Annotated in this window: 21 protein-coding genes; 8 read left to right on the forward strand and 13 right to left on the reverse strand. The window is 35.6% G+C overall.

What is annotated here, in order from left to right; genetic code table 11:
- Nucleotides 1-81 precede the first annotated feature (81 nt).
- From ACTQ5K_RS20690 to ACTQ5K_RS20710, 5 genes are all read right to left on the reverse strand, one after another.
- The gene (locus tag ACTQ5K_RS20690) at nt 82-570 is read right to left on the reverse strand and encodes a hypothetical protein (protein ID WP_031536620.1); all 489 of its coding nucleotides are present in this window, start codon (nt 568-570) and stop codon (nt 82-84) included.
- On the reverse strand, nt 563-1,210 hold the full coding sequence (locus ACTQ5K_RS20695; protein WP_031536621.1) for a TnsA endonuclease N-terminal domain-containing protein: 648 nt from the start codon (nt 1,208-1,210) through the stop codon (nt 563-565). Before ACTQ5K_RS20695 ends, ACTQ5K_RS20690 begins: the two co-directional genes overlap by 8 nt.
- A 677-nt stretch (nt 1,211-1,887) precedes the next feature.
- Nucleotides 1,888-2,982, reverse strand: a complete 1,095-nt coding sequence (locus ACTQ5K_RS20700) for an ABC transporter permease (protein WP_284561546.1) — start codon at nt 2,980-2,982, stop codon at nt 1,888-1,890.
- Nucleotides 2,979-4,232, reverse strand: coding sequence for an ABC transporter permease (locus ACTQ5K_RS20705; RefSeq protein ID WP_235251546.1), 1,254 nt, complete (start codon nt 4,230-4,232; stop codon nt 2,979-2,981). Before ACTQ5K_RS20705 ends, ACTQ5K_RS20700 begins: the two co-directional genes overlap by 4 nt.
- Before the next feature lie 11 nt (nt 4,233-4,243).
- Nucleotides 4,244-5,176, reverse strand: a complete 933-nt coding sequence (locus ACTQ5K_RS20710) for an ABC transporter ATP-binding protein (protein ID WP_441994258.1) — start codon at nt 5,174-5,176, stop codon at nt 4,244-4,246.
- A 166-nt stretch (nt 5,177-5,342) separates the two neighbouring features.
- Between ACTQ5K_RS20710 and ACTQ5K_RS20715 the strand changes: the two genes are divergently transcribed.
- Nucleotides 5,343-6,662, forward strand: a complete 1,320-nt coding sequence (locus ACTQ5K_RS20715; RefSeq protein WP_235251547.1) for a hemolysin family protein — start codon at nt 5,343-5,345, stop codon at nt 6,660-6,662.
- Nucleotides 6,663-6,742: 80 nt separating this feature from the next.
- On the opposite strand, the gene ACTQ5K_RS20720 is transcribed toward ACTQ5K_RS20715, so the two are convergent.
- From ACTQ5K_RS20720 to ACTQ5K_RS20735, 4 genes are all read right to left on the reverse strand, one after another.
- Nucleotides 6,743-7,393: a response regulator transcription factor gene (locus ACTQ5K_RS20720; RefSeq protein ID WP_031536627.1), complete on the reverse strand. Its 651-nt coding sequence runs from the start codon at nt 7,391-7,393 to the stop codon at nt 6,743-6,745.
- The gene (locus tag ACTQ5K_RS20725; RefSeq protein ID WP_441994259.1) at nt 7,390-8,499 is read right to left on the reverse strand and encodes a sensor histidine kinase; all 1,110 of its coding nucleotides are present in this window, start codon (nt 8,497-8,499) and stop codon (nt 7,390-7,392) included. The genes ACTQ5K_RS20720 and ACTQ5K_RS20725 overlap by 4 nt, the downstream gene beginning before the upstream one ends.
- Nucleotides 8,500-8,605: 106 nt before the next feature.
- Nucleotides 8,606-8,944 carry a YisL family protein gene (locus ACTQ5K_RS20730; protein WP_031536629.1) on the reverse strand — a complete coding sequence of 113 codons (339 nt, stop codon included), beginning with the start codon at nt 8,942-8,944 and terminating at the stop codon, nt 8,606-8,608.
- 64 nt (nt 8,945-9,008) lie between these two features.
- Complete coding sequence (locus tag ACTQ5K_RS20735) at nt 9,009-9,914, reverse strand: fumarylacetoacetate hydrolase family protein (protein WP_441994260.1); 906 nt, start codon at nt 9,912-9,914, stop codon at nt 9,009-9,011.
- 289 nt (nt 9,915-10,203) lie between these two features.
- Between ACTQ5K_RS20735 and ACTQ5K_RS20740 the strand changes: the two genes are divergently transcribed.
- The 7 genes from ACTQ5K_RS20740 to ACTQ5K_RS20770 all read left to right on the forward strand — a co-directional run bounded on the left by ACTQ5K_RS20740 (nt 10,204) and on the right by ACTQ5K_RS20770 (nt 12,599).
- Complete coding sequence (locus ACTQ5K_RS20740; protein WP_031536631.1) at nt 10,204-10,425, forward strand: spore germination protein; 222 nt, start codon at nt 10,204-10,206, stop codon at nt 10,423-10,425.
- 22 nt (nt 10,426-10,447) lie between these two features.
- On the forward strand, nt 10,448-10,687 hold the full coding sequence (locus ACTQ5K_RS20745) for a spore germination protein GerPB (protein ID WP_031536632.1): 240 nt from the start codon (nt 10,448-10,450) through the stop codon (nt 10,685-10,687).
- Between the two features lie 27 nt (nt 10,688-10,714).
- Nucleotides 10,715-11,350: a spore germination protein GerPC gene (gene gerPC, locus ACTQ5K_RS20750; RefSeq protein ID WP_031536633.1), complete on the forward strand. Its 636-nt coding sequence runs from the start codon at nt 10,715-10,717 to the stop codon at nt 11,348-11,350.
- Nucleotides 11,347-11,526, forward strand: coding sequence for a hypothetical protein (locus ACTQ5K_RS20755; protein ID WP_031536634.1), 180 nt, complete (start codon nt 11,347-11,349; stop codon nt 11,524-11,526). Before gerPC ends, ACTQ5K_RS20755 begins: the two co-directional genes overlap by 4 nt.
- A gap of 2 nt (nt 11,527-11,528) precedes the next feature.
- Nucleotides 11,529-12,035 (forward strand): spore germination protein GerPE, encoded by a 507-nt coding sequence (locus tag ACTQ5K_RS20760; RefSeq protein WP_065429055.1) that lies wholly within the window; start codon nt 11,529-11,531, stop codon nt 12,033-12,035.
- Nucleotides 12,036-12,103: 68 nt separating this feature from the next.
- Nucleotides 12,104-12,322 (forward strand): spore germination protein, encoded by a 219-nt coding sequence (locus tag ACTQ5K_RS20765; protein ID WP_031536636.1) that lies wholly within the window; start codon nt 12,104-12,106, stop codon nt 12,320-12,322.
- Between the two features lie 58 nt (nt 12,323-12,380).
- Nucleotides 12,381-12,599: a spore germination protein gene (locus tag ACTQ5K_RS20770; protein ID WP_031536637.1), complete on the forward strand. Its 219-nt coding sequence runs from the start codon at nt 12,381-12,383 to the stop codon at nt 12,597-12,599.
- A 71-nt stretch (nt 12,600-12,670) separates the two neighbouring features.
- On the opposite strand, the gene addA is transcribed toward ACTQ5K_RS20770, so the two are convergent.
- The 4 genes from addA to ACTQ5K_RS20790 form a co-directional block, all read right to left on the reverse strand.
- Nucleotides 12,671-16,408, reverse strand: a complete 3,738-nt coding sequence (addA, locus tag ACTQ5K_RS20775) for a helicase-exonuclease AddAB subunit AddA (RefSeq protein WP_031536638.1) — start codon at nt 16,406-16,408, stop codon at nt 12,671-12,673.
- A complete protein-coding gene (gene addB, locus ACTQ5K_RS20780; RefSeq protein WP_031536639.1) occupies nt 16,395-19,886 on the reverse strand; it encodes a helicase-exonuclease AddAB subunit AddB in 3,492 nt (1,163 codons plus the stop codon). The genes addA and addB overlap by 14 nt, the downstream gene beginning before the upstream one ends.
- A 268-nt stretch (nt 19,887-20,154) precedes the next feature.
- Complete coding sequence (gene lepB / locus ACTQ5K_RS20785) at nt 20,155-20,709, reverse strand: signal peptidase I (RefSeq protein ID WP_031536640.1); 555 nt, start codon at nt 20,707-20,709, stop codon at nt 20,155-20,157.
- 39 nt (nt 20,710-20,748) lie between these two features.
- Nucleotides 20,749-21,369: a TVP38/TMEM64 family protein gene (locus tag ACTQ5K_RS20790; RefSeq protein WP_031536641.1), complete on the reverse strand. Its 621-nt coding sequence runs from the start codon at nt 21,367-21,369 to the stop codon at nt 20,749-20,751.
- Nucleotides 21,370-21,481: the final 112 nt, after the last annotated feature.

Below are 21,481 nucleotides of genomic sequence, written 5' to 3' on the forward strand. Positions count from 1 at the left end.
TTTTTCCAGCTACCGCGCTCTCGCTTGGTGGCCTTTTTGTCTAGTTGGAGGACGCGTCCCCCAACTAGACAAAAAGGATATTTATTCTCCCACAAACATTTTACTCATACTGTTAATGATGGGATCGATAATTTTATTCTTATTACTTTTCCTATTTAGATATAAATCTATTATTAATTCTTTTAGAGTAGGGTAGGTATCAAGTAATAAGTTGAATGCACCAGTAAAGTTATTAGAATCTTCTTCTTTAATTACTGGAAAATCTTTTCTGTTATAATCCTTTACTCTCTTATAAGGAATCAATCCTTTATAGCCCATTATTTCTCCTGATTCATCCTTTTCTAAACATCTTCTAACAAACCTATGAATTTCATCTCGTCTTAACCCTGTTTCAGTTTCTATATCTTTAACCTTCATGTCAGTAGATATAAATAAGTCAACAGCTTTTTTTCTTTCTAAAAATAGCTTACGATGTTTAGGGGTTAAATTTTCAATTAATACTGTTGGCCAAAGTGATGTGTCCAATGATTCTTGATTAATGTTTAAATTTTCAACGCTTCTTCTACCCATTTATCCACACCTCTGTATTAATACCAAAATGACTTTGAGAAATATTGGATTGAATTTCTCCATTAAATATCATCCAACCAATTGAAACATATAATTTATCGAGAGTGAATTTTGAGTTTTGTAAGATAGTCTGAAGAGTTCTTCTTTGAGGTAAGTTTTCTTTTAATATTTTGATGATTCTATATTTATCAACGTCAGAAGGGGTAGCTTGTTTAATTGTTTTTAAAATTAACTTTAAATTAGAAAGAAACAGCCTATTTTCACGAATTTCATTCTCGGTTTGAACGCTGTGTTTATATCCATTTTCATTGCACCAATCCTGTTGAACAGTAAACTGATCAATTACTTTAGCTTTATTAAGTTCAAATGAATATTTGATTTCTCTAAATTCTTGTTTTCCATCAGCATATTTAATCCAAATATCGAAAATTGAATTTTTCATTTTACCATTAATAAGGCTTGTTACTTCTAAAGGTTGTTCACAAAAATCCAAAATTTGCGGATTAGCTTCTACAAGTAACCAATGCTCATATTCTAAATCGCTAAATAAATAAACATTTCTTTTTAATTTCGGACTAAATGAATACCATCTATTATTTCCAAAACGTTTACTTCCATCAGTTATTACTGGGGTATACATATTTTACCACCTCTGAATTAACATATTTTTAATAAGCATGTACAATATAATGGATTGTACATAAATATCTAAATTGTGGAGATATAAAATATTATAAATTTTCAAAAAGTACATACTCTTTTGTCCTTAGTATAAAATGTACAAACTTTTTTGTCCTTTTACAAACAAAATAGAGATTAAAAATGTAAGAGGAAGAACGACAACATATAAATATCCTTTTACTATTTTCCTTAGCAAGCGTTTAACCACCTTTCCATCAATTTGTAATTGTTCCTTTATTATACATCATTATTTGTTTTTTCTAAATATTTCATCAAAAAAAATCCATCCCATTCTTCCGTATAGTTCCACTAATCATCAGTAGAGGTAACTGAAAAAGTGTATTACCTGGTGTGTCGGTAGTTACCAAACCATTCAAACTTAGTGTAGGTTTTTGTTTTCCGAGGCTTACCGCTCGCTTTCCACGGGGCGAGCGCCGAGCCGCTTCGTCGCTACGCTCCTGCAGGGTCTCGGACTTTCTCGCATCTCCCGTAGGAGTCGAGCGGACGCCTCTCCAACCCAACTTATTATTTGCTTTCAAATAAATAAAACCTCATTTAATTTGGAGAACTAGACTTTTTCAGTGCCCTCCATCAGTAGGATGGAGTCCCCTACTGATGGAAGGTTTGCCTTTATTGCTAAACATGTCTTTTTTCAATGAGTTGTATGCCGATTCCCAACATAATCGTTCCCATTAAACAAAGAACTCCTGCTGGTATGGCGATTTCAATCCAAGATGTCTTTTCAAGAATGCCTTTTTTTAATAGCTCCATCCCATAAGTAATCGGAATAAATTTTGATAAAAGAATCATTACTTTGGATGTGACAATTTCGATTGGCCAATAAGCTCCTCCAAGCATAGCAAAACTAACCGACACCAATGGAATAACAGCATTGAACTGACTTGCTGTTTTCACTAAGCCTGTAAGAAGAATCGTTAATGCCACAATAGAAAATAAATAGGGAATGATTAATACATATACCAAATAAAAATGTCCATTAAAATCAATATTTAATCCATATCTAAAGAGAAGAAAGATCATTATTATTTGTACATATCCTACTAAAAAGCTGAATAATAAATGTCCAAAATATATTTGAGCTTTCGATGTAGAGGATAGGATAAAGCGATTCCATATGCCGTTTTGCTTATCTCTCAATATTTCTACAACCGTAAAAGAGACAGTATAGATGCAGAAAAATAAAGTAAACCCAAATAAGGACTGCAAGGACTGACTGTAATTATTCTCCTTTTCTGTTAGCGCTTGTTCCTTTGATACAGGAATGATTGGATTTTCCTTATTATTAGCCAGAACTATCTCTGCTTCTTGTTTATTCGCTGCTCCATTTATCAGCGCTTGTTCCTTTAGCATATTAGTATAATAGGTATGAAGATAATTTTGGACCATTAATGCATTAGAAGTTTCGGCGATGCTCAAAATCGTATAAGTGTCTTGGCTTAATGAAACTCCTATATCTGTTTTTCCTTTATCCAACTGTTCCTCCACTTCTTCTTTTGAATAGGGAACAAACGAAAAACTCTCACTTTTATTTAATGCTTTTACAATGTCCAGTACTTTTTCCGACTGATCTGTAAAAATTGGCACCTGTACCTTTGTAAAGGAAGAGATACCGACTAAATAGGCAAATAGGATACATATCAGAGTGGTTACTATAAAGGCGCCTGGACTTCTCAAAAATTGCTTACATTTCCCCCATAATACAGCCTTCATCGAATCCCCCCTTTTTTCCTCAAGATAATGGCACTAATCAAGAACAATGTAACAGAAAATAGAAGGATAGCCTTAATCTGTCCCCATAAATCTGGCAGTGAATAGCCTTGATACACCTTTAAATAAGCAGTAATGGCAGCTCCTCCTGGAGAATATTCTCCTAACGTCTCCATAAACCCACCAATTGCACTTACATCAAAAAAGCTCCCTCCAATAAAGGCGATGATAGGCACTATTAAGGAAGATAAAATCCTTTCCACATTTGGCGAATTGGTAGCAAAGGAAATAGCGGTTGCAAATGTTGCAAATGTTGCTGCCATTACATTTATTGTCAAAGTAACCACTAAATGATTTAGCATACTAGGAAAAACAATACCGTAAATAGTAGCTGTTAAACTAAATAGAATAGTCAGCTGCAAAAAGGACAAAATAAATGCTGCGAAAAATATTCCTAAAAAAAATATAAATTTCGGAACATTTGCGAGAAGTATTCGCTCATACATCAGCTCTTCCTTTTGCTGATATGCGAAACCTGCTACTGTTGTAGAAATATAGAATACAAACATGACACACATTCCCACTCCATAGTAAGCAAATGCACTAATATCTTTTTTCTTTTCAAAATTTTTAATTTGTTCATCTGTTTTGATTTTTATTAACGCTGCATATTCGAGTTGAAGCTCTTCGGCAGTTTTTATATATACCCACTCTTTTTGATAACTATCGATAATATCCTGGATAATGGTTACCTGAAGGGATTGCTTCTCCTTTGTCATTAGTGTCCAAGCAGGAATATCTGTTTCTTCCTTTAACAAATTCGCATAAAATTCAGCAGTAAATCCTTCTGGAATAACTAGCACACCATCAAAATCCTTTTCCTTTACCTTTGTCCGGTCACTAAATTCGGTAATGGATAAAATATTCTTTAACTCTGGATTTCCACCGACTTCTTTAATAAATATTTCAATTGGTTGGAGTGATTGAATAAGTGCTATCTTCTCTCTCTTCTCCTGTTCACTTCTATTTGATTGGTTCACTATATCTATTGCTTTTTGCTGCCCTTTGTTTGCTTCATCCTCCACTACAACAGCAAGCTTTGCATGCACTTCCACTTCGCCGTTATTATCCAATGCCCCTAACGCACTTCCAAGTATGGTAATAAGCACAAAAGGCATGAGTAATAAAACAATAAGCTCCCTGGGTCTTCTCCAAATCATCAATAACTCTTTCATTATCATTTGCAAGAGCATTTTATACCCTCCTAATCTCTTAGCTGACGGCCAGTTAGATGCAAGAAAACATCTTCTAATGTCGGCGTCTCAATATTTACAGAGAGTACAGTTGTCTTCTGCTCTTCGGCAATTCGCAAAATATCTTTTAACAAATTTACTTGTCTTGGTACGATTACTGTAATAACAGATTGTTGAATAGAGATGTTTTTAATATTTTCATGTTGACGGAGTGCTTCTGTAAATTCGTGTTTTATCATTTCTACCTTAATATTTATCGCAGTTTCTGCAGAAAGAATGTTTTTAATCTCCTCGTTTGTTCCGGAAGCAATAATCTCCCCATGATCCATAATATAAATCCGATCACATAGAAATTCTACTTCTTCCATATAGTGACTCGTATAAAGCACCGTTATTTGTCTCTCTTGATTTAGTCTTTTAACGGTTTCTAATATATAATTTCTTGATTGTGGGTCAATACCGACAGTTGGTTCATCCATAATGATGATTTCTGGTTCATGTATGAGAGCTACGCCAATGTTTAATCTCCTTTTCATTCCTCCTGAAAAAGTTTTAACTAAGTCCTTTTCTCGTTCTTTTAAACCGATGATATCGAGAACTTCATCCACTCTCTTTTGTAAAATTTTTTTTGGGATCCGGTGCATTTTTCCGAAGAACAGAAGATTTTCCCGTGCAGACAGATCCATATAAACAGCAATTTCCTGTGGAACGACTCCAAGTATTTTTCGTAACTTCTGGGGTGTTTTTAGGATGCTTTCATTATTAAGTCGCACATCTCCATCATCAGGGGAAATTAAAGAGGATATCATGGATATAGTCGTTGATTTTCCCGCACCATTCGGTCCAAGTAAACCAACTATTTCTCCTTTCTCTAAATATAAATTAACGGAATTCACCACTTGCTTGTGTTTATAAGCTTTAGATAGATTCATTATCTCTAACAACACGCATCATCCTTTCTATATACAGAATAATGAAAAAAAACAGCGATTCCTATACCTAATGGTCATTTCTTTGCAAAAATAAAATGACTCTAGTCATCAAAGCATATTTTCCATAAAAAAGGGTAAAACAAATAGGAAATAAGCCGTTGGAAAGGAGCTGAAGAATTTGGGCATTTTAGTCCTAGTCATCTTAATTGCTTTAAACGCTTTCTTTGCCGCAGCAGAAATTGCGCTCATTTCCTTGAATGACAATAAAATTAAACATATGGCGGATACAGGTCATAAGAAAGCTAAAATAGTTTATAATCTCCTATCAGAGCCTAGTAAATTTTTAGCTACCATCCAAATCGGGATTACGCTAGCTGGCTTTCTCGCCAGTGCCTTTGCAGCTGACAGTTTCTCTGGCCACTTAACAGATTTACTTTTAACAATGGGAATCCCCCTCTCTCAGGGACTGCTTGATTCTATTTCAGTCATTATTATTACTCTACTGCTATCCTATTTCACCCTTGTCTTTGGTGAATTAGTTCCAAAACGAGTTGCTTTGCGAAAAGCAGAAGGAATTGCTATGTTCGCTGCAAGCCCATTAACGATACTTTCGAAAATAACAGCTCCTTTTGTCGCTTTTTTAACCTTCTCTACCAACATGGTTGCTCGTTTATTTGGAGTTAGACCAGATGATGAGGACGAAGAAGTAACAGAAGAAGATATAAAAATGATGATTGATGTTGGAAATGAAAAAGGTAATATTGACGAAGATGAACGAATGATGATTCATAATATTTTTGAATTTGATAATAAAAATGTCACTGATATTATGACCCATCGTTCCAATATGGTAGCAATCCCTTCCGATTACACATTAAAGGAGATAATAGCTCTTGTAAATCATGAAATGTATACTCGCTATCCTGTGTATGAAGAAAATATCGACAATATTATCGGCATTCTTCATTCTAAAGATCTTTTAGCCTATATGGGGAAAGAAAATGACGCTTTTAAATTGCATGATATTATTCGCAAGCCCCATTTCGTATTGGAATCGAAGCGAACAGATGAATTATTTATACAGATGCAAAAAAACAACATCCTTTTTGCCATTGTCGTCGATGAATATGGAGGAACGGATGGAATTGTTACAATGGAGGATCTAATTGAGGAAATCGTTGGAAATATTTTTGATGAATACGATGAACCGAAGCCTCCTGAGATAAAAATTATCGGCGAACATACCTATCTGCTCCAAGGAACGATTAGTTTAGATGATGTTCAGGAGTTGTTAAAAATCACCTTGCCGGTAGAAATTTATGATACATTAAGTGGGTTTCTAATAAGCAAGATTGGTTATATTCCAAATGAGCAGGAAAAACTCACTGTTACGTTCAAAAACTTTGAATTTCAGGTAGAAGAGATTGTAGATCGCCGAATTAGTAAAGTGAAAGTAACAAAAATACTAGAAACGGAATCTCCGTTAAAACAATCGTAAAAAAAAGCGTGTCTGTAATCACCATAGCATTTGGTTGAATACTGGACACGCCTTTTGTTTGTTTGGCTTTGCATCCACTATTAAATATAATCATTTCTCACTGCATAGATTGCTAATTGGGTTCGATCTCTTAATTCTAACTTGGCTAAAATTTGGGTAATATGATTTTTTATAGTTCCAACAGATAATAATAATTCGCTGGAAATTTCTTTATTGGTTTTTCCTTGTCCAATCTTTTTCACAATATCTATTTCTCGCTTCGTCAAAGGAATGTTGTGGTTGTGGCTAAAAGCCTTCTCCTGAATAGCTTCTTTCTTTAAAAGCTTAGGCATTAATTTAGCGGCAACTTGGTCATGTATCGAGATGCCACCTGATAAACAGCTCTTTATGCTATTTACTAAACTAACGCTATCTGTCGTCTTAAGGAGGAACCCATTTGCTCCTTCTTGAAATGCCTGTATGGCATATTCCTCATCGTTAAAGGTAGTCAGAATAAGTATTTTAATATGTGGATATTGCTGGCGAATTCGTTTCGTTGCTTCCATTCCATCCATAATTGGCATGCGGATATCCATAAGGATAATATCTACTATTGTTTTTTCTAATAAAGACAATACTTCTTTCCCATTTTCTGCTTCCGCAACAACGTGGATTTCTTCGTCTTGCTCAATGATCATCTTTAATCCATTTCTGACTATTGCTTGATCCTCCGCAATTAACACATGAATCATTTTTCTCCCCTCCCAACAGGAATATTTCCTTGCAGGATAAATTCTCCATCTAATTGAAGAACCTCTAATTTCCCTTGTCCCTCCTCTATTCTTTTTGTCATGTTGTCTAAGCCAAACCCATAATGAAATGGATGCTTATGAATATATGGATTTCTAATCTCAAAAGTTAGATTTCCAATCGGAGATACACCTAGCGTAATATGTACGGCCTTTGAACTTCCATATTTCATGGCATTTGTTATTCCTTCCTGTATGGAACGATAAAGAACAGCATTTTGCTTATTGCTTAGATTGACTAGTAGTACTCCTTGCTTTGTTGTAAAATGGACGTGAATATTGTTTTCACTTTCCAATTTTTTTATAAGTGCAATAATAGAAGCAATTCCACCAGATTCCCCCACTTGTAATAGTCGAACCGCCTTCCTTGTTTCTTCTAAGCATTCTTCTGTCATATCCTTCAGAATCCTATATTGTTCTTTATTCTCTTTAATCGAATATTGTTCGATTTGCATCATTAATGCTGTTAGCTTATGACCAACGGAATCATGCATTTCTCTAGCAATGAGATTCCGTTCTTCCACTCTTGCCGCATGTTCATTATGATAGGATTGTCTTTTTTGTATACGATAATCGTTTAATAAAGATTCATATGTATCTCTGATTTGTAGATAATCTTTATCTAGCTCGTTTAAACGAATGAGTAAATAGGAGATTAACAGAAAAAGAGTGATCCAAATAAAAGGGACATAGGATGCTATAATAATTCCTATTGCACTATTTATCAAAAACAATGAGCAAATTATTATACGAAAAAAATTTGTTGATACGTATCTACCCACTTCCATCGTAAAATAAAGCATTAATAGGAAGAGATAGCCATGTAGCTCAACTTCTGTTACAAGCAGCGTTATATCAAGAAGAATCAAAATGAATAAAAAAGGAATGCTTTTTCTTTTAAAAACAGGTACAAGAAAATAAAATCCAAGAATAATAGCGAAAAGAAATAATAGCATAGCGAAATTCCATGCATCTGTTCTAAAGGCTTGATATAAAGCTCCTATACAAAGGAGTAAAAGTATTCCAATGTTCATGGTAAGTACCTTCATGTATTGCCTCCATTTCTCCCAATACTTTTTAACGCTGAGCAGAATTAATTCTTTTGAAAAAAGGCTTGTAGAAATAATTCTTCTACAAGCCTTCAGACTCTAAAGATTAAATACTATATCCTATTACCAACACGAGAATAAAGGAAATAACCAATAAAATCCACAGTGTTTTCGTATTTTCTCCTTTTTTTGTGCGAATAAGAACCATTTCAAGCATCCCAATCACCCAAATGCCGACTAGCATTTTTATTGTGTGCATGAAATCCATGCCTGTTTTTGCAAGCAAGCCAATTCCCGAACCAATAATCAGAATGTATACGACACGCAATACCATATGGAGGATTTTACTTCCCTTTTCTTTTCCAGCTTTATGTAAACCGAATGATATGGCAAATAGAACTAGTCCAATAATCCATGTCAGTACATGAGCATCTGTAGAACTCATATATCTCCCTCCTTTTCTCCATCATTTTAACACATATCGTAACCTTCCTTCTATTCGCGAAACATCATACGTCCTTTATTACTTTATTAAAAAGGGTGCCGATTCCTTCAACAGCAATTTCAATCGAATCCCCACCCTTTAAAAAACGTGGCGGATTAAAGCCTTTCCCCACTCCAGCAGGTGTTCCAGTTGCAATAATATCACCTGGCTCTAAAGTCATTCCTTTAGACAAAACATGAATTACCTCTTCGATTGGAAAGATAAAATGCTTGGTATTCGACTTCTGTCTAATTTCACCATTGACCATTGTCGTAATATTTAATTCATTCGGATTCGGAATGCTGTCCTTTGTCACAATCCATGGACCCATCGGTGCACTTGTATCAAGGCTTTTTCCGATAAAAAATTGTTTATGTTTCTTCTGCAAATCTCTTGCAGTGATATCATTCAATATCGTATAGCCAAATATATAGTCCAATGCCTCCTCCTTCTTAATTCCTTTCCCTCTTTTTCCAATCACAACAGCAAGTTCACCCTCGTAATCAAGTTGTTCCGTTACTTCCCTATGCTCCAGAATGTTATCCGTATGTCCAATAATAGTTGTAGGAGCTTTCGTAAAGACCATTACATGCTCTGGAATATCCTCTTTACTTCCCATTTCAATTGCATGTTCCACATAATTTTTTCCTACGCAAAAGATATTTTTTCTTGGTCTAGGAATAGGTGCTAGAAACTTCACTTTTTCCAGTGGGATATAATAACTAGCATGGTCATTTTGTTCTTCTACCCAATGAATTAACTCCTTCACATTGACCAAAAAGCCTTCTTGTTCTATGCATGTAACAAGGTCTTCCACATATGATCGTTTTCCCGTACGCTTCTCTTCTACATCATTTAAGGGCAATATCCCCGCTTCTTCTACTAATCCTATAAATACTTTGTCATCAAATCCAACCGTTGCAATCTTCATTTCTTTCCTCCCTTTTTTTCAAACATGTAAGAAAATTATAAACTTTCTTTATTAATTTTCCAAATAAAAAAAGATTTGTTCAAATAGAAGCAAAGTGAGCTTATCAACAGATAAAAAGAAATGAAAGGCTCTTTATAGAACTTCCCTTCCTTCTTGCTGTATTTCTTGTCATAGTACAACCATTCATAAGAATAAAGTAGTTAGGAGAAGAATTTATCTGTATAGGTGAATCACCTATTTTGCGGAGTTCCATAGTATGTATAAGAATATTGTATAAAGGATGTTGAATATGCCAGCAATTGTTGGAGTAGCTCAAGTTATTTCAGTGGGAGGTAGCTCTATTTTTAATATTGGGGATGTATACAAAATGATGCCTATCTCTAATGCGAAAACATTTTCTGGATCTGGCTCTTTTAATACAGGTGATGGATTAAGGGTTACTAACTATCGCAGTTCTACTAATACGTATGATAACGATGGACTGGATCAGCCAATCGCAGCAAATGCGTAAGTAGACTAAAGGGTGATGTGTAATGAATTATTTTATCCAACAATCGATAGTCATAAACACCATTAAAATTGGAGGTATTTCCAACTCCTCTGTATTACAAATAGGAAGTGCAGGTATTATTAAACCTGCTTCGTATTTATATAATACAGGCGGATTCACAGAATCAGCTCCTGAACTAAAACCAGATGAACCTGGTCCTAACGTAGCAGATGAGGAAACACTTTTCTCGCCTGCAGTTCCCTTGCAGTCTCCTCGAAAATAGGTATTAAGGAAAAAAGGGGGGATAGAAATGTCTTATGATTTTTACCAATATAGTGAAAAAATGAGCCATTATTTACAGCTGCTTGAAAAAAGAATAAAGGATTTAGAAAAACAAGTAGCCACCCTGACCAATGAGATTACAACAATAAAAGAAAAACCAAGTGTTCATATTGAACGAATTGACTACAGTTTTGATCAATTAAAAGTGGAGACACTGGAAGGTACACTAAATATTGGACTCAATCCAGAAGATTTAAGCAATATTGAAGAGCTAGCTATTAATCCGAATTCACCCATTAATCAACCACATGCTCCTTTCTATCCACCCATTGATCCAAAGCAAATGATGAATCGGTCCATGGATATTGAAGAAGAAATGAATCAATATATTCAATTAGAACTGCCAGACATCATTCGAAAGAAGCAAATAGAACTAAATATGCCGGAAGAGGAATCATATATCTCTTTTATACAAGAGGATATTATCAAGCAAATGCCAACCAGAATCCAATATTATTTACAGCAAGGTTCTAATCGTAAACAAAAGGAAGGCAAATTAACCAATGAAGATATTATCCAAGCCTTAAAGGAAGAAATGGAAAATGGAGTCCATTTATTTTTAAGCCATATACCAGATAACATGAAAGGAAGTGGAAAAGAATGAATTTTCAAGTATATAACCGAGAGCTTCAAGTTGGAAATATAAATATCATCGGTGTTGCGAGCTCCTCTATTTGCTTGGTAGGAGATGCACAATCCATTCAATTGGCCTCTACATTCGATACACCCGCTGAATCACTAATAATAGGTCCATTTGTTCCACTGCATCCGAAAATTTAATCATGCTACAGCGAACATCTGTTGTCGATTTAATCAATGTTAGGACAGTATCCTTTTCTTCGATTGTAGAGATTGGTGACGCTATTTACCATCAAGCCGTTTCACGAGCTATAGCTGTTCAAAGGCAGAAGGAGCTCTTTTATGGAAAGGAAGGGGCTTATGAAGACTATGCTGTCTTTAAAGAACCAATTCCATTAACCCCTATAATAGAAAACGTAGAATGCCATTTTGAAAATATGAAACCCATTATTAAAGTTCATCATATAGATATTACAGGAATATCTTCCTGCTCTTTATTGCAAATTGGCAATTGTCGACATATGTATGCAGAAGCACGGATTAAGCATATTCGTCAAATCGAGCAAACTATTGCGTCAGAGGTTGGAAATAATTTAATCCAATTAAATGAACCTAGCCAATTAGGTGTTCCAACCTCCCAAAGTCCTGTTACTGTTACTGGTACAGATAATACTGGGTCGCCATTTTCAGATGTGGAGCAAGAACAATAAAGGGATGGCTCAATAAGAAGGGCTTCCTCCCTTAATAAGAATAAGCTATGTAACAAGGAGGTAAAAAAATGCCTGCAATCGTAGGTCCAGTACAAATTGTTAACGTAGGGGAAGGAATTGTCCAATTTGGGGATTCATTGTTTATTTCTCCTAAAGGAAATTCTAAAGCAACCTTAGGCTCAGGTACCTCCAATACTGGAGCTTTTATCATTACAAACAATGGTGTGAATGCAAGTAACTATGTGGACACTAGTTTACTAGATCAACCAGTTGTTGCCAATAACTAACATAATATTCAACCCGTTCTATAGATAGTTATTTTTATCTTGCAAGGAGGATAGAATCATGCCTGCTATAATAGGTCCGATTCAAATTGTCAATACAGGAGCAGGAATTGTTCAGTTTGGAGATTCTCTATTTATCTCTCCTAAAGACAATTCAAAATCAACAATAGGTTCAGGCACTGGGAATAGAGGTGCATTTGTTATTACCAATAATGCGGTTAATTCCAGTAACTATACAGATAGTAGTGGCGTTGATCAGTCAATAACCGATAATAACTAAACGAAAAAAGGCATCTCGCAGAAGTTTTTGCGGGATGCCTTTTATTCTGCACTATTTAAATTAGAATGTTTTTATAACTCCAACACTTGTCCACCATCAAAGAAAAACAAATATTTCTCTTCTATGTTTCGCTTTAAGATTTTTTCTAATGCTTCTGTATATAGCTCCATTTGTATTTTATACCGTGATTCCAGTATCGGCTTAGCCTCTTCATACCCTCCTTTATACCGGGCAGTTATCGTGTCTGTTTTATAATCAAGCAACACCGTGCCTAACTCATCTTCAAAGAATACATCAATAATTCCCTGTACAAGAACTGGCTCTTCTTCTCCCGACCAGTCTGCATATACTCGACTTGCTGGATAGGCAATATTAAACGGAATTTCGCGTACAAGCTTTGGTGCTTGCTGCATTCTTTTTCCTAGAGAGGACTGGAAAAAAGATAGGATAGAGGAAATATCAATTACTTCCACTTGCTCACTTGTTAATAATTCTTTTCTAACCATCTCTTCTAATAATTGCTTCAGACTAGCTTCTGTAACCTCCGCTTTTACATCAACATGCTGCATAACCATATGCATTGCGGTTCCGATTTCTGCTGGACTTAATTTTTTTTCCTGCATAAACCTTGGTCGATTCCACACGGTTTGCTTCCACGCCTTTACAAGCTCTGTTCCACTTTGAGCATCTCGCAGTTCCCCTTGGCGTTTTAATTCAGAAACAGACTGCTTGGAGCGATGTGACGTACTTTCTTCTGAAGAATACGACCATGCAAATGTTTCTTTTATTGCTTCCTTGTAAACAGAAGAACTTTCTATTTTTTTCCCCTCTACTATTTTATTTAACCATTCCTCATCCTTTATCTCTTCCTCAACGGATCGGGTTAAAAGCTCTTCTTTTTGCAATACTTTCACTTCCCAATTGGATGGATGGGAAGAAATTTCGTCTTTTTCACTCCAGCTTTCTAAATGAATCCATGTATTGTCCCGATGTCTGACTAACGCCGGTCCAATCCAATCTAAATAAGACTTAGCTTGTGCACGATCAAATTCATTTAAAAGCCAATTCGAATGTCCTGCAATCTGTGACCATTTCTGTTTTGCCTTTTCTATATCTTTTACAGCACCTATTAAAATCAGCTTTTCCTTTGCTCGAGTTAAAGCAACATATAATACGCGCATTTCTTCTGCAAGGAGCTCCATTTTTTTCTTTTTGGAAAACGCAATTTGAGGAAGAGATGGGTAGGATATACGCTTTTTCGCATCAATATATTTCGTAGCAAAGCCTAAATCCTTATCAAGTAAAAAGTTTTTTCTTAAATCCATCGTATTGAAATTGCGTCCCATACCTGCCATAAACACAAAAGGGAATTCCAAGCCTTTACTGCTATGAATGGTCATAATTCGAATAACATCTTCTTGTTCCGTTAAGGCTCTTGCAGCACCTAAATCATTTCCTCGATCTCTCATTCTCTCCACGAAGCGAAGGAAGCGGAACAACCCACGAAACGATGTCTCTTCATATTGACGAGCTCTATCATAAAGTGCACGCAAATTAGCCTGACGCTGATTTCCTGCTGGTAAGCCCCCAACAAAATCATAAAAATACGTTTCACGATACAGCTTCCAAATCAGCTCCGATAAAGCTCCTCTTCTTGCCTCCGAACGCCACTCAGCCAATTTATCAAAAAACGGTCTGATTTTTTCATATAGTTCTTCTTCTTTCATCCTGTTCATATGGATATACACCTGAATAGCTTCATAAAAAGCTCCTTGCTTTTTCGCAATTCGCAATTTACTTAACTCCTCTTCTGATAACCCAACAATCGGGGAGCGAAGAACCGATGCAAGAGGAATATCTTGGTATGGATTATCAATAACCTTTAGTAAAGACATCATGATATCCACTTCTGTTGATTCAAAATAACCGGTTGTTAAATTAGCATATGTCGGTATATTATACTGCTTTAATTCTTCCATAATTTGCGGAGCCCATGTCATGGACCGTAATAAAATGACCATATCCTTATAACGAATTGGTCGGTATGCTTTTAGTTTTGCATCATATACCTCTTGGTTTGTTTCCAACAATTCTTTAACCTTTTCAGCAATAACTCTTGCCTCCAATTGTGATTGCTCTAGTTCTGCTGCATCTATACCTGTTGTCTCTCCATCTATTTCACTATCTTCACTAGAATCAGCACTTTGATTTACTAATGCAACTTCAATCGGATAAGAATTTTCTTCTGGATAACTCGCACCTAGCTTTAATTCAGCACTTTCATCGTATTCAATTTCGCCTACCTTTACTCCCATAATTTGCTTAAAGAGAAAGTTCGTTCCTTCTAATACTTCTTTTCTACTTCGAAAGTTTTTTGCTAAATCAATTTTAAAGCCAGCATCCTCCCGCTCTTGAAAGCGAAGATATTTGGCTAAAAATAAGTTTGGTTCCGCTAATCGAAACCGATAGATACTTTGTTTTACGTCCCCGACCATAAAAAGATTTCCTTCCGATTCTCTATCCTTTGTCACTAGTTTTAGAATAGATTCCTGAACTAAATTCACGTCCTGGTATTCATCTATAAGGACTTCTTTAAATTGAGCTCGATAAAATAATGCAGCTTCTGATGGAATTAGTTCATTTTCTTCTGGACGACTTAAAATGGATAGACAATAATGCTCTAAATCAGCAAAGTCGACTAATCCTTTATCCATTTTTATTTGCTGAAATCTTTCTCCAAAGGCTTCCACTAGATAAACAAGTGTCTCCACGTGTGGCTTCATCTCCGCCATATCCTTTAAAAAGCTTTGCGGCTTTCTTGTAAAAAGATCACCTTGCATTTCTTGCAATATTTTTTTGGCACGCTCTCTAATTCTTTGCCCCTCTTCTACTAGTGAAGGATCATAGTCGTCTCCTTTACAAGGCTTTGCTCGTGAAAATTTCAATTTCTGCATTGCCTCATATAAAGTTTCCCAAGATTGAGCCTTTGCTTTTTCAAGAATGGAAACCAATTCCAAATCCTCTAGAAAATTGCTTGCACGTGGTGCTGGCCCTCCCGGAAGCTTCGTCAATTCATAGCCATATTCAAGTAGCTTCCTTACTCCTTCTAATTGCAGTTCCACATCATCGATTAAATGCTTCACAAATGGTAATTCCATGATATCTGCATCTTCTCCGATAGCATACATCTTGATTAAAGACTGTAAATAAGCAGAAGGAAATGGATTAGAACGAGAAAAATCATATATTTCTTGAATCATTCGCTGCAAAGCATCATCACTGCGATCATTTGTAAAGGCATCAACTAAATCAAAAAATGCTACATTATTTTCCTTCCCATATTCCTCTTCAAATAGATCTTCTAAACATTCATCTCTTAATAATTGTCCTTCTGTTTCATCTGCAATTCTAAATCCTGGATCTAAATCAATAACATAATAATATTTTCGAATGACTTCTAAACAGAAAGAATGAATTGTCGAGATATGAGCTTTATTTAAAAGCGCCAATTGTCTTTTTAAATGCTGAGATGTTGGATTCGCATTAATTTCCTTTTCTAATACTTCTCCAATCCGGTGCTTCATTTCAGCTGCAGACGCATTCGTAAACGTAACAACAAGCAATTCATCGACATTTATCGGCTGATCGGATACAATTTTCCGAATCATCCTTTCTACTAAAACAGCTGTTTTTCCAGATCCTGCTGCAGCAGCAACTAAAATGTCCTGCCCACTAGACATAATCGCCTTCCATTGATCATCTGTCCAGGTTACATCTGCTGGCTTGTCCGGTATGCTAATCTCTTTCATTCCTGTTAGCCTCCTCTCGGATTAATTGCAGCACTTCATCCTTTGAATAGGCTGGCAATTGTCTATATTGGTTTGTTTCTAATGCTTCATCAAATTGGCAAACAGATTTAAACGAACAGAAAGTACAAGGCTTTTTCTCATTTAAGCGATACGGTTCAATGCCTACTTCCCCACTAATAATTTTGTTTCCTGAATCCCTATATTTATGGCGAACAAACTTTTGCATTTCACTAAAGTCTTCTTTTGTTGCGACTTTAGAAGCTTTTGTTAGAGTTCCATCTGTCTTAAAACCTGCTGGCACAATTGGAGAACTCCCTTTTTCTAACGTTTCATCCATTAGCTGAATAACTCGCTCTTCTCCAAGCATTAGCCCATTCATTTTAAATTTCTTCAATAATTCTTCTTCGATTTCATCTAATGTTAATATTTTCTTACTAGAAATCATCGGATTGTGTACATGAAAATATAATACTCCTGCTGGGCTCGCTTCCTTATCTACTAATATTGTACTGTTTGTAATAATTAAATCTAAATAAGTAAGCATCTGTAAAGATAGTCCATAATATACTTCATTCATATTTAATTCTTGGCTACTTGATTTATAGTCGATGACTCTTAAATATACTTCTTCTCCAACAACCGCTTTATCGACACGATCGATTCTTCCAATCAAATCCATATTTGAACCGTTTTTTAACGGAAAAGAAATGGATGGAAGCTTTCCTTTTGGACCAAATTCTAGTTCTAAATCAATTGGTGAGAAGCCACTATGCTTAGCATGTTCGCTTAAAATAAGGGAAGCCCTACTGATGATTTGCTCTAACTTTCTTTTTATATAATGATGTCTATTTGTGCTAAGCAATATTTCATTTTGCAATTTAGGTGCGAGCATATCTACGGCATCCTTTGCAAGCCGCTCACATTGCTCTCTCGTTAAACTAGACCACATTAACTCCTTATTCATCACTGTTTCGGCTATATATTTCAAGGCAGCATGAAATAAATCACCGATTGCCGGTGCCTCTAAGCGATATACTTGTCGTTCTCGGAGCTTTAATCCATGTGTCGCAAAATGTGAAAATGGACAAGCATGAAATAATTCCATCCTAGAGACACTTGCCGAAATAGTATCTCCATATAATTCACTGCTTGTTTGTTCTGATAATTTTTCTGTTTGATTTTGATACGTTAAACTAGAGAACACCTTTTTGGCAGGTTCTCTCCAATTTGTATTCTCTATATATTCATTGTAAACATCCCACCAGAAATCATAGATAGGATATTCTCTTTTCTTTAAATAAAGCTGTCCTGTTAAATAAGATAAGGTCGTTTGAAAATGGACCACATAATCCAGCTGCCCTTCTTCTGACAGCTCTTTTGGATCTGACATAAAGAAGAGAGTAGTGGCATTAGGAAATAAATCTCTCATTCTTTTGATATAAGTAGATGCCAAAATAGATTTCCCTTCATCATTTGCTAACGGATAGGTTAAGTAAAGACAATCAGATGGCGTAGTAAATGCTTTGTATGCAAGAAATTCTTCATCTAACAGTCTCGTTTTACTTGTAGGAGCTAGCTTCATTCCTTTTTGTTGCAAAGCTTCTCTATCCGTGTCTGCAAGTATTCCTTCATCCTGAAATCTCGATGGAAAAACACCTTCGTTTAGACCGATAACAAACGCTACTTTTATATCATTTAACCGAGACTGTTCTATATCGGCGATTAAAACCTGATCCAGGGCTGGAGGAACGAGGGAGAATTTCAATGTATCTAAACCGGCATTCACAACTGTTGCAAATTGCTTCGTTGAAAATTCCTCTTCTCCTAGTATTTCTACAAATTGATCAAGCATTTCCACTATGCTATTCCATGCTTGATCATGTTCTCCAGCTTTTACTAGCTCTCCTTTTTCCTCTAACTCATTCTTCCAGTATTCCATTTTCAGCGGTACTTCAAGTTCTTCTAAAAATAGATATAAAGCTTCACATTTAGCGCGTCCTGTTTTCCCTCTTTTCAAACGGTTTTGAAGGCGAATTAACGGCGCAGTTAAAGACAAACGCAGTTCATTTAATTCTTGCTCGAATTCTTTTTCTGCATCTGTCTGAACTCCTTGCTCCCATTCTAATCCTTGGATTCTTCTATATTTCCAACGCTCTTTGGAAGTCCACTTATTTCCTTTTATTCCATAAGCAAGACAATAATTTTCAAGTCTATCTACCTTTTCTCGAATATTATTTTTGCGTTCATGGAGTGGGAAAAGTAACTCCGTTTTTATAGAACGAAATACAGGCTCATAACGCCAATTTGTTTCAAAAATTTCTAAAGAAGAACGAATCAGTTCTACTAAAGGATGATCATGCATTCTGCTTTTCTGATCAATAAATATTGGAATATGATAGTCTCTAAAAACCGTTTCAATAATATTTTGATACGTAGCCAAATTACGAGAAAGTAAACTTATCTCCCGATAACGGTAGTGCTTATCTCTAACAAGCTTGACAATTTCCCGCGCAATCCCTTCTATTTCTGCGCGTGGATTAATGCTTTCCGCAAATTTGATTGTTGTTTCTTCTGTATAAGCTTGAACTGGTCTGCTGTCAAAATGAGTTTCTATATGCATTAACGACGGATGGCTATCTTTTTTATATTCCGTAAACTCTACAATATCAACTTCAACTCCTACTTGCTTGGCCATCGAGTGAATGGTTTGAAAGGATTCTGTCGACATTCGAAATAAGCTTAAGTCATCATGTTGTGAAAATGAAGGATCTAATGTATTGGTAATTGTTACCCTTTCACAAAGGTGCATTAACTGTTGAATAATCAAATATTCTTGAGGAGTAAAGCTATAAAAACCATCGATATAAATTTCCGCACTTTTCAAATAGGAGGATTCACTCATCTTTTCCGCAAGTAAACGAAAATAATCCTCTCCATCGATGTATTTACCGATCAATCTTTGTTCAAATTGCTCATATATTAGTTCAAGATCACTGATTTTATCCATTAATGCCTTTGCTGATTCCTGGTTGTCCTCTATTTGTTCTTTTGTTGTTAGCAGTTCTTCAGGAGTAACCGTGTATCTCCTAAATTCAGTGACTAGTTGTTCAACCTGCTCTATAAATCCATTTTTATCGGCTACCTTTTTAAAAAGAGTTAGCTTATTTTTATTTTCTTCAATAATCTTGCGTATGAGCATATTAACACCAATACTATTTATATGGTAGCGACTAATTCCACCAGTCTCTTGCAATATTCTCCAAGCAAGACGAGTAAAACTATACACTTGTGCCCGAAACATTCCTTGAACCTCAGATCCGGATAGTAATCGCTGATCGGATAAAAAGGTCATCTGATCTGGGACAATATAAATTACAGGATTGCCTTCCGGATTTGCGGCAAGCTTTGCTTGGATCTCTTCTATACAAAACGTTGTTTTTCCAGTACCAGATCGACCTGCTAATAAGCGAACAGTCATCCAATCCCTCCCCTTTTTTTCTCTATCACCATAATACTTTATATGTATATAACATCATATCATAGAAACACATGTTTCCATAGAAAAGCGACACTGGATAATTTTTCTCATCCTCAACTTAAACGATACTACTCGAATAGTCGTGAAGAAATGAGAAATAGGGAAAAGCTTTATTACTCCTCGTGTGCTGATATCTCCTGACTTTATACCAATCAAAACAACATAAAGAAAAAAGAACTCAAACTTGAGTTCTCCTTTATCCATCCTTCTAAAAGGTAAATTGAATTTCATTAAATGGCCAATAACGCAAGCTAACTTTTCCAACTACTTGATCAATGGAAATGAATCCGAAATGGCGACTATCCCAACTTCCTAATCGATTATCCCCTAATACAAATAATTTCCCTTTTGGAACAGTAGCCTCCCCGGTTAGTTCTTTTAACGTAAAATTCCCCGTTAGCCTTCCGGATGAAACTTGTTTACGATAATCATTTAGAAATGGCTCCTCATACTTTTTCCCATTTATAAATAGATGGTCATCTCTATATTCTACTCTATCTCCAGGGATGCCAATTACTCGTTTCACATAATCATCATTTTCATTTGCATGAAAAACAATAATATCAAAGTGATCAAAATCAGTCATTTTATAACCAACTTTATTAACAACTAATTTGTTTCCGTCCTGTAATGTAGGCATCATCGATTCACCTTCCACTACATAATTGGAGAAGAAAAAAGCACGAATTATAACAAAGATGATAATCCCGATTGCAAATGCCTTTAACCATTCTATGCTTTCTTTCTTTATAGCTTCTTTCAACCTCTATCTCCTCCAAATAAATTTTGCAGACCATCTTTTCTAATGGCTTCTCTCTTTCTCTTCCATTCCCGGATTATTCATTTTTATCTCGATTCGTTTCCCAATAGCCCAAAGAATAAAGATAGCTATCCCAACAGGTATTGTACGTAATGGCTGCGCAATCATTGATTTCAAGTCATAGCCAATAAAGCTAATCGTACTAATCATGACTAGTTTACCTGCTATAACGGCAAGCACATATTGGCTCGTACTAATTCTCGATAAACCAGCCACTATATTTACAAGTGCAGAAGGTGTAAACGGAAAACATAGCATTAAGAACAACGGACCAAATCCATGTCGCTCAATCCAGATTATTGGTTTCTGCACCTTTTTATGTTTTCTTAAAAAGCTCAGCAGTCTTTTTTTCCCATACTTTCGGATTATCGAGAATACTAGCAATGCACCTAAGATTGTTCCAGCCCATGAATATAAAAATCCTAGCCAAAATCCAAAAGCATTTACATTAGCCATAATAAAAACAAAAAGCGGCAAAAAAGGGATAAACGCCTCAATCATTGGCAATAAGACCCCTGGCAACGGTCCGAACGAGCGATAACTGTCAATTAAGTCCATTATATTTTCAAGCGTAAACCATTCTTTAATTAAGTTCATATCCATGAGCAAAACCCCTTGTATAACAACTTACGCATCTTTTTGTATTTGTATTCTTTTAACTCTGGCGTTTTTGATGAATCCACTTAAAACACAAGTGGACTTCATACCATTTCCC

The organism is Niallia sp. Sow4_A1 (genome assembly GCF_052116745.1).
In the GTDB taxonomy this organism is placed as follows: Bacteria; Bacillota; Bacilli; order Bacillales; family Cytobacillaceae; genus Niallia; species Niallia hominis.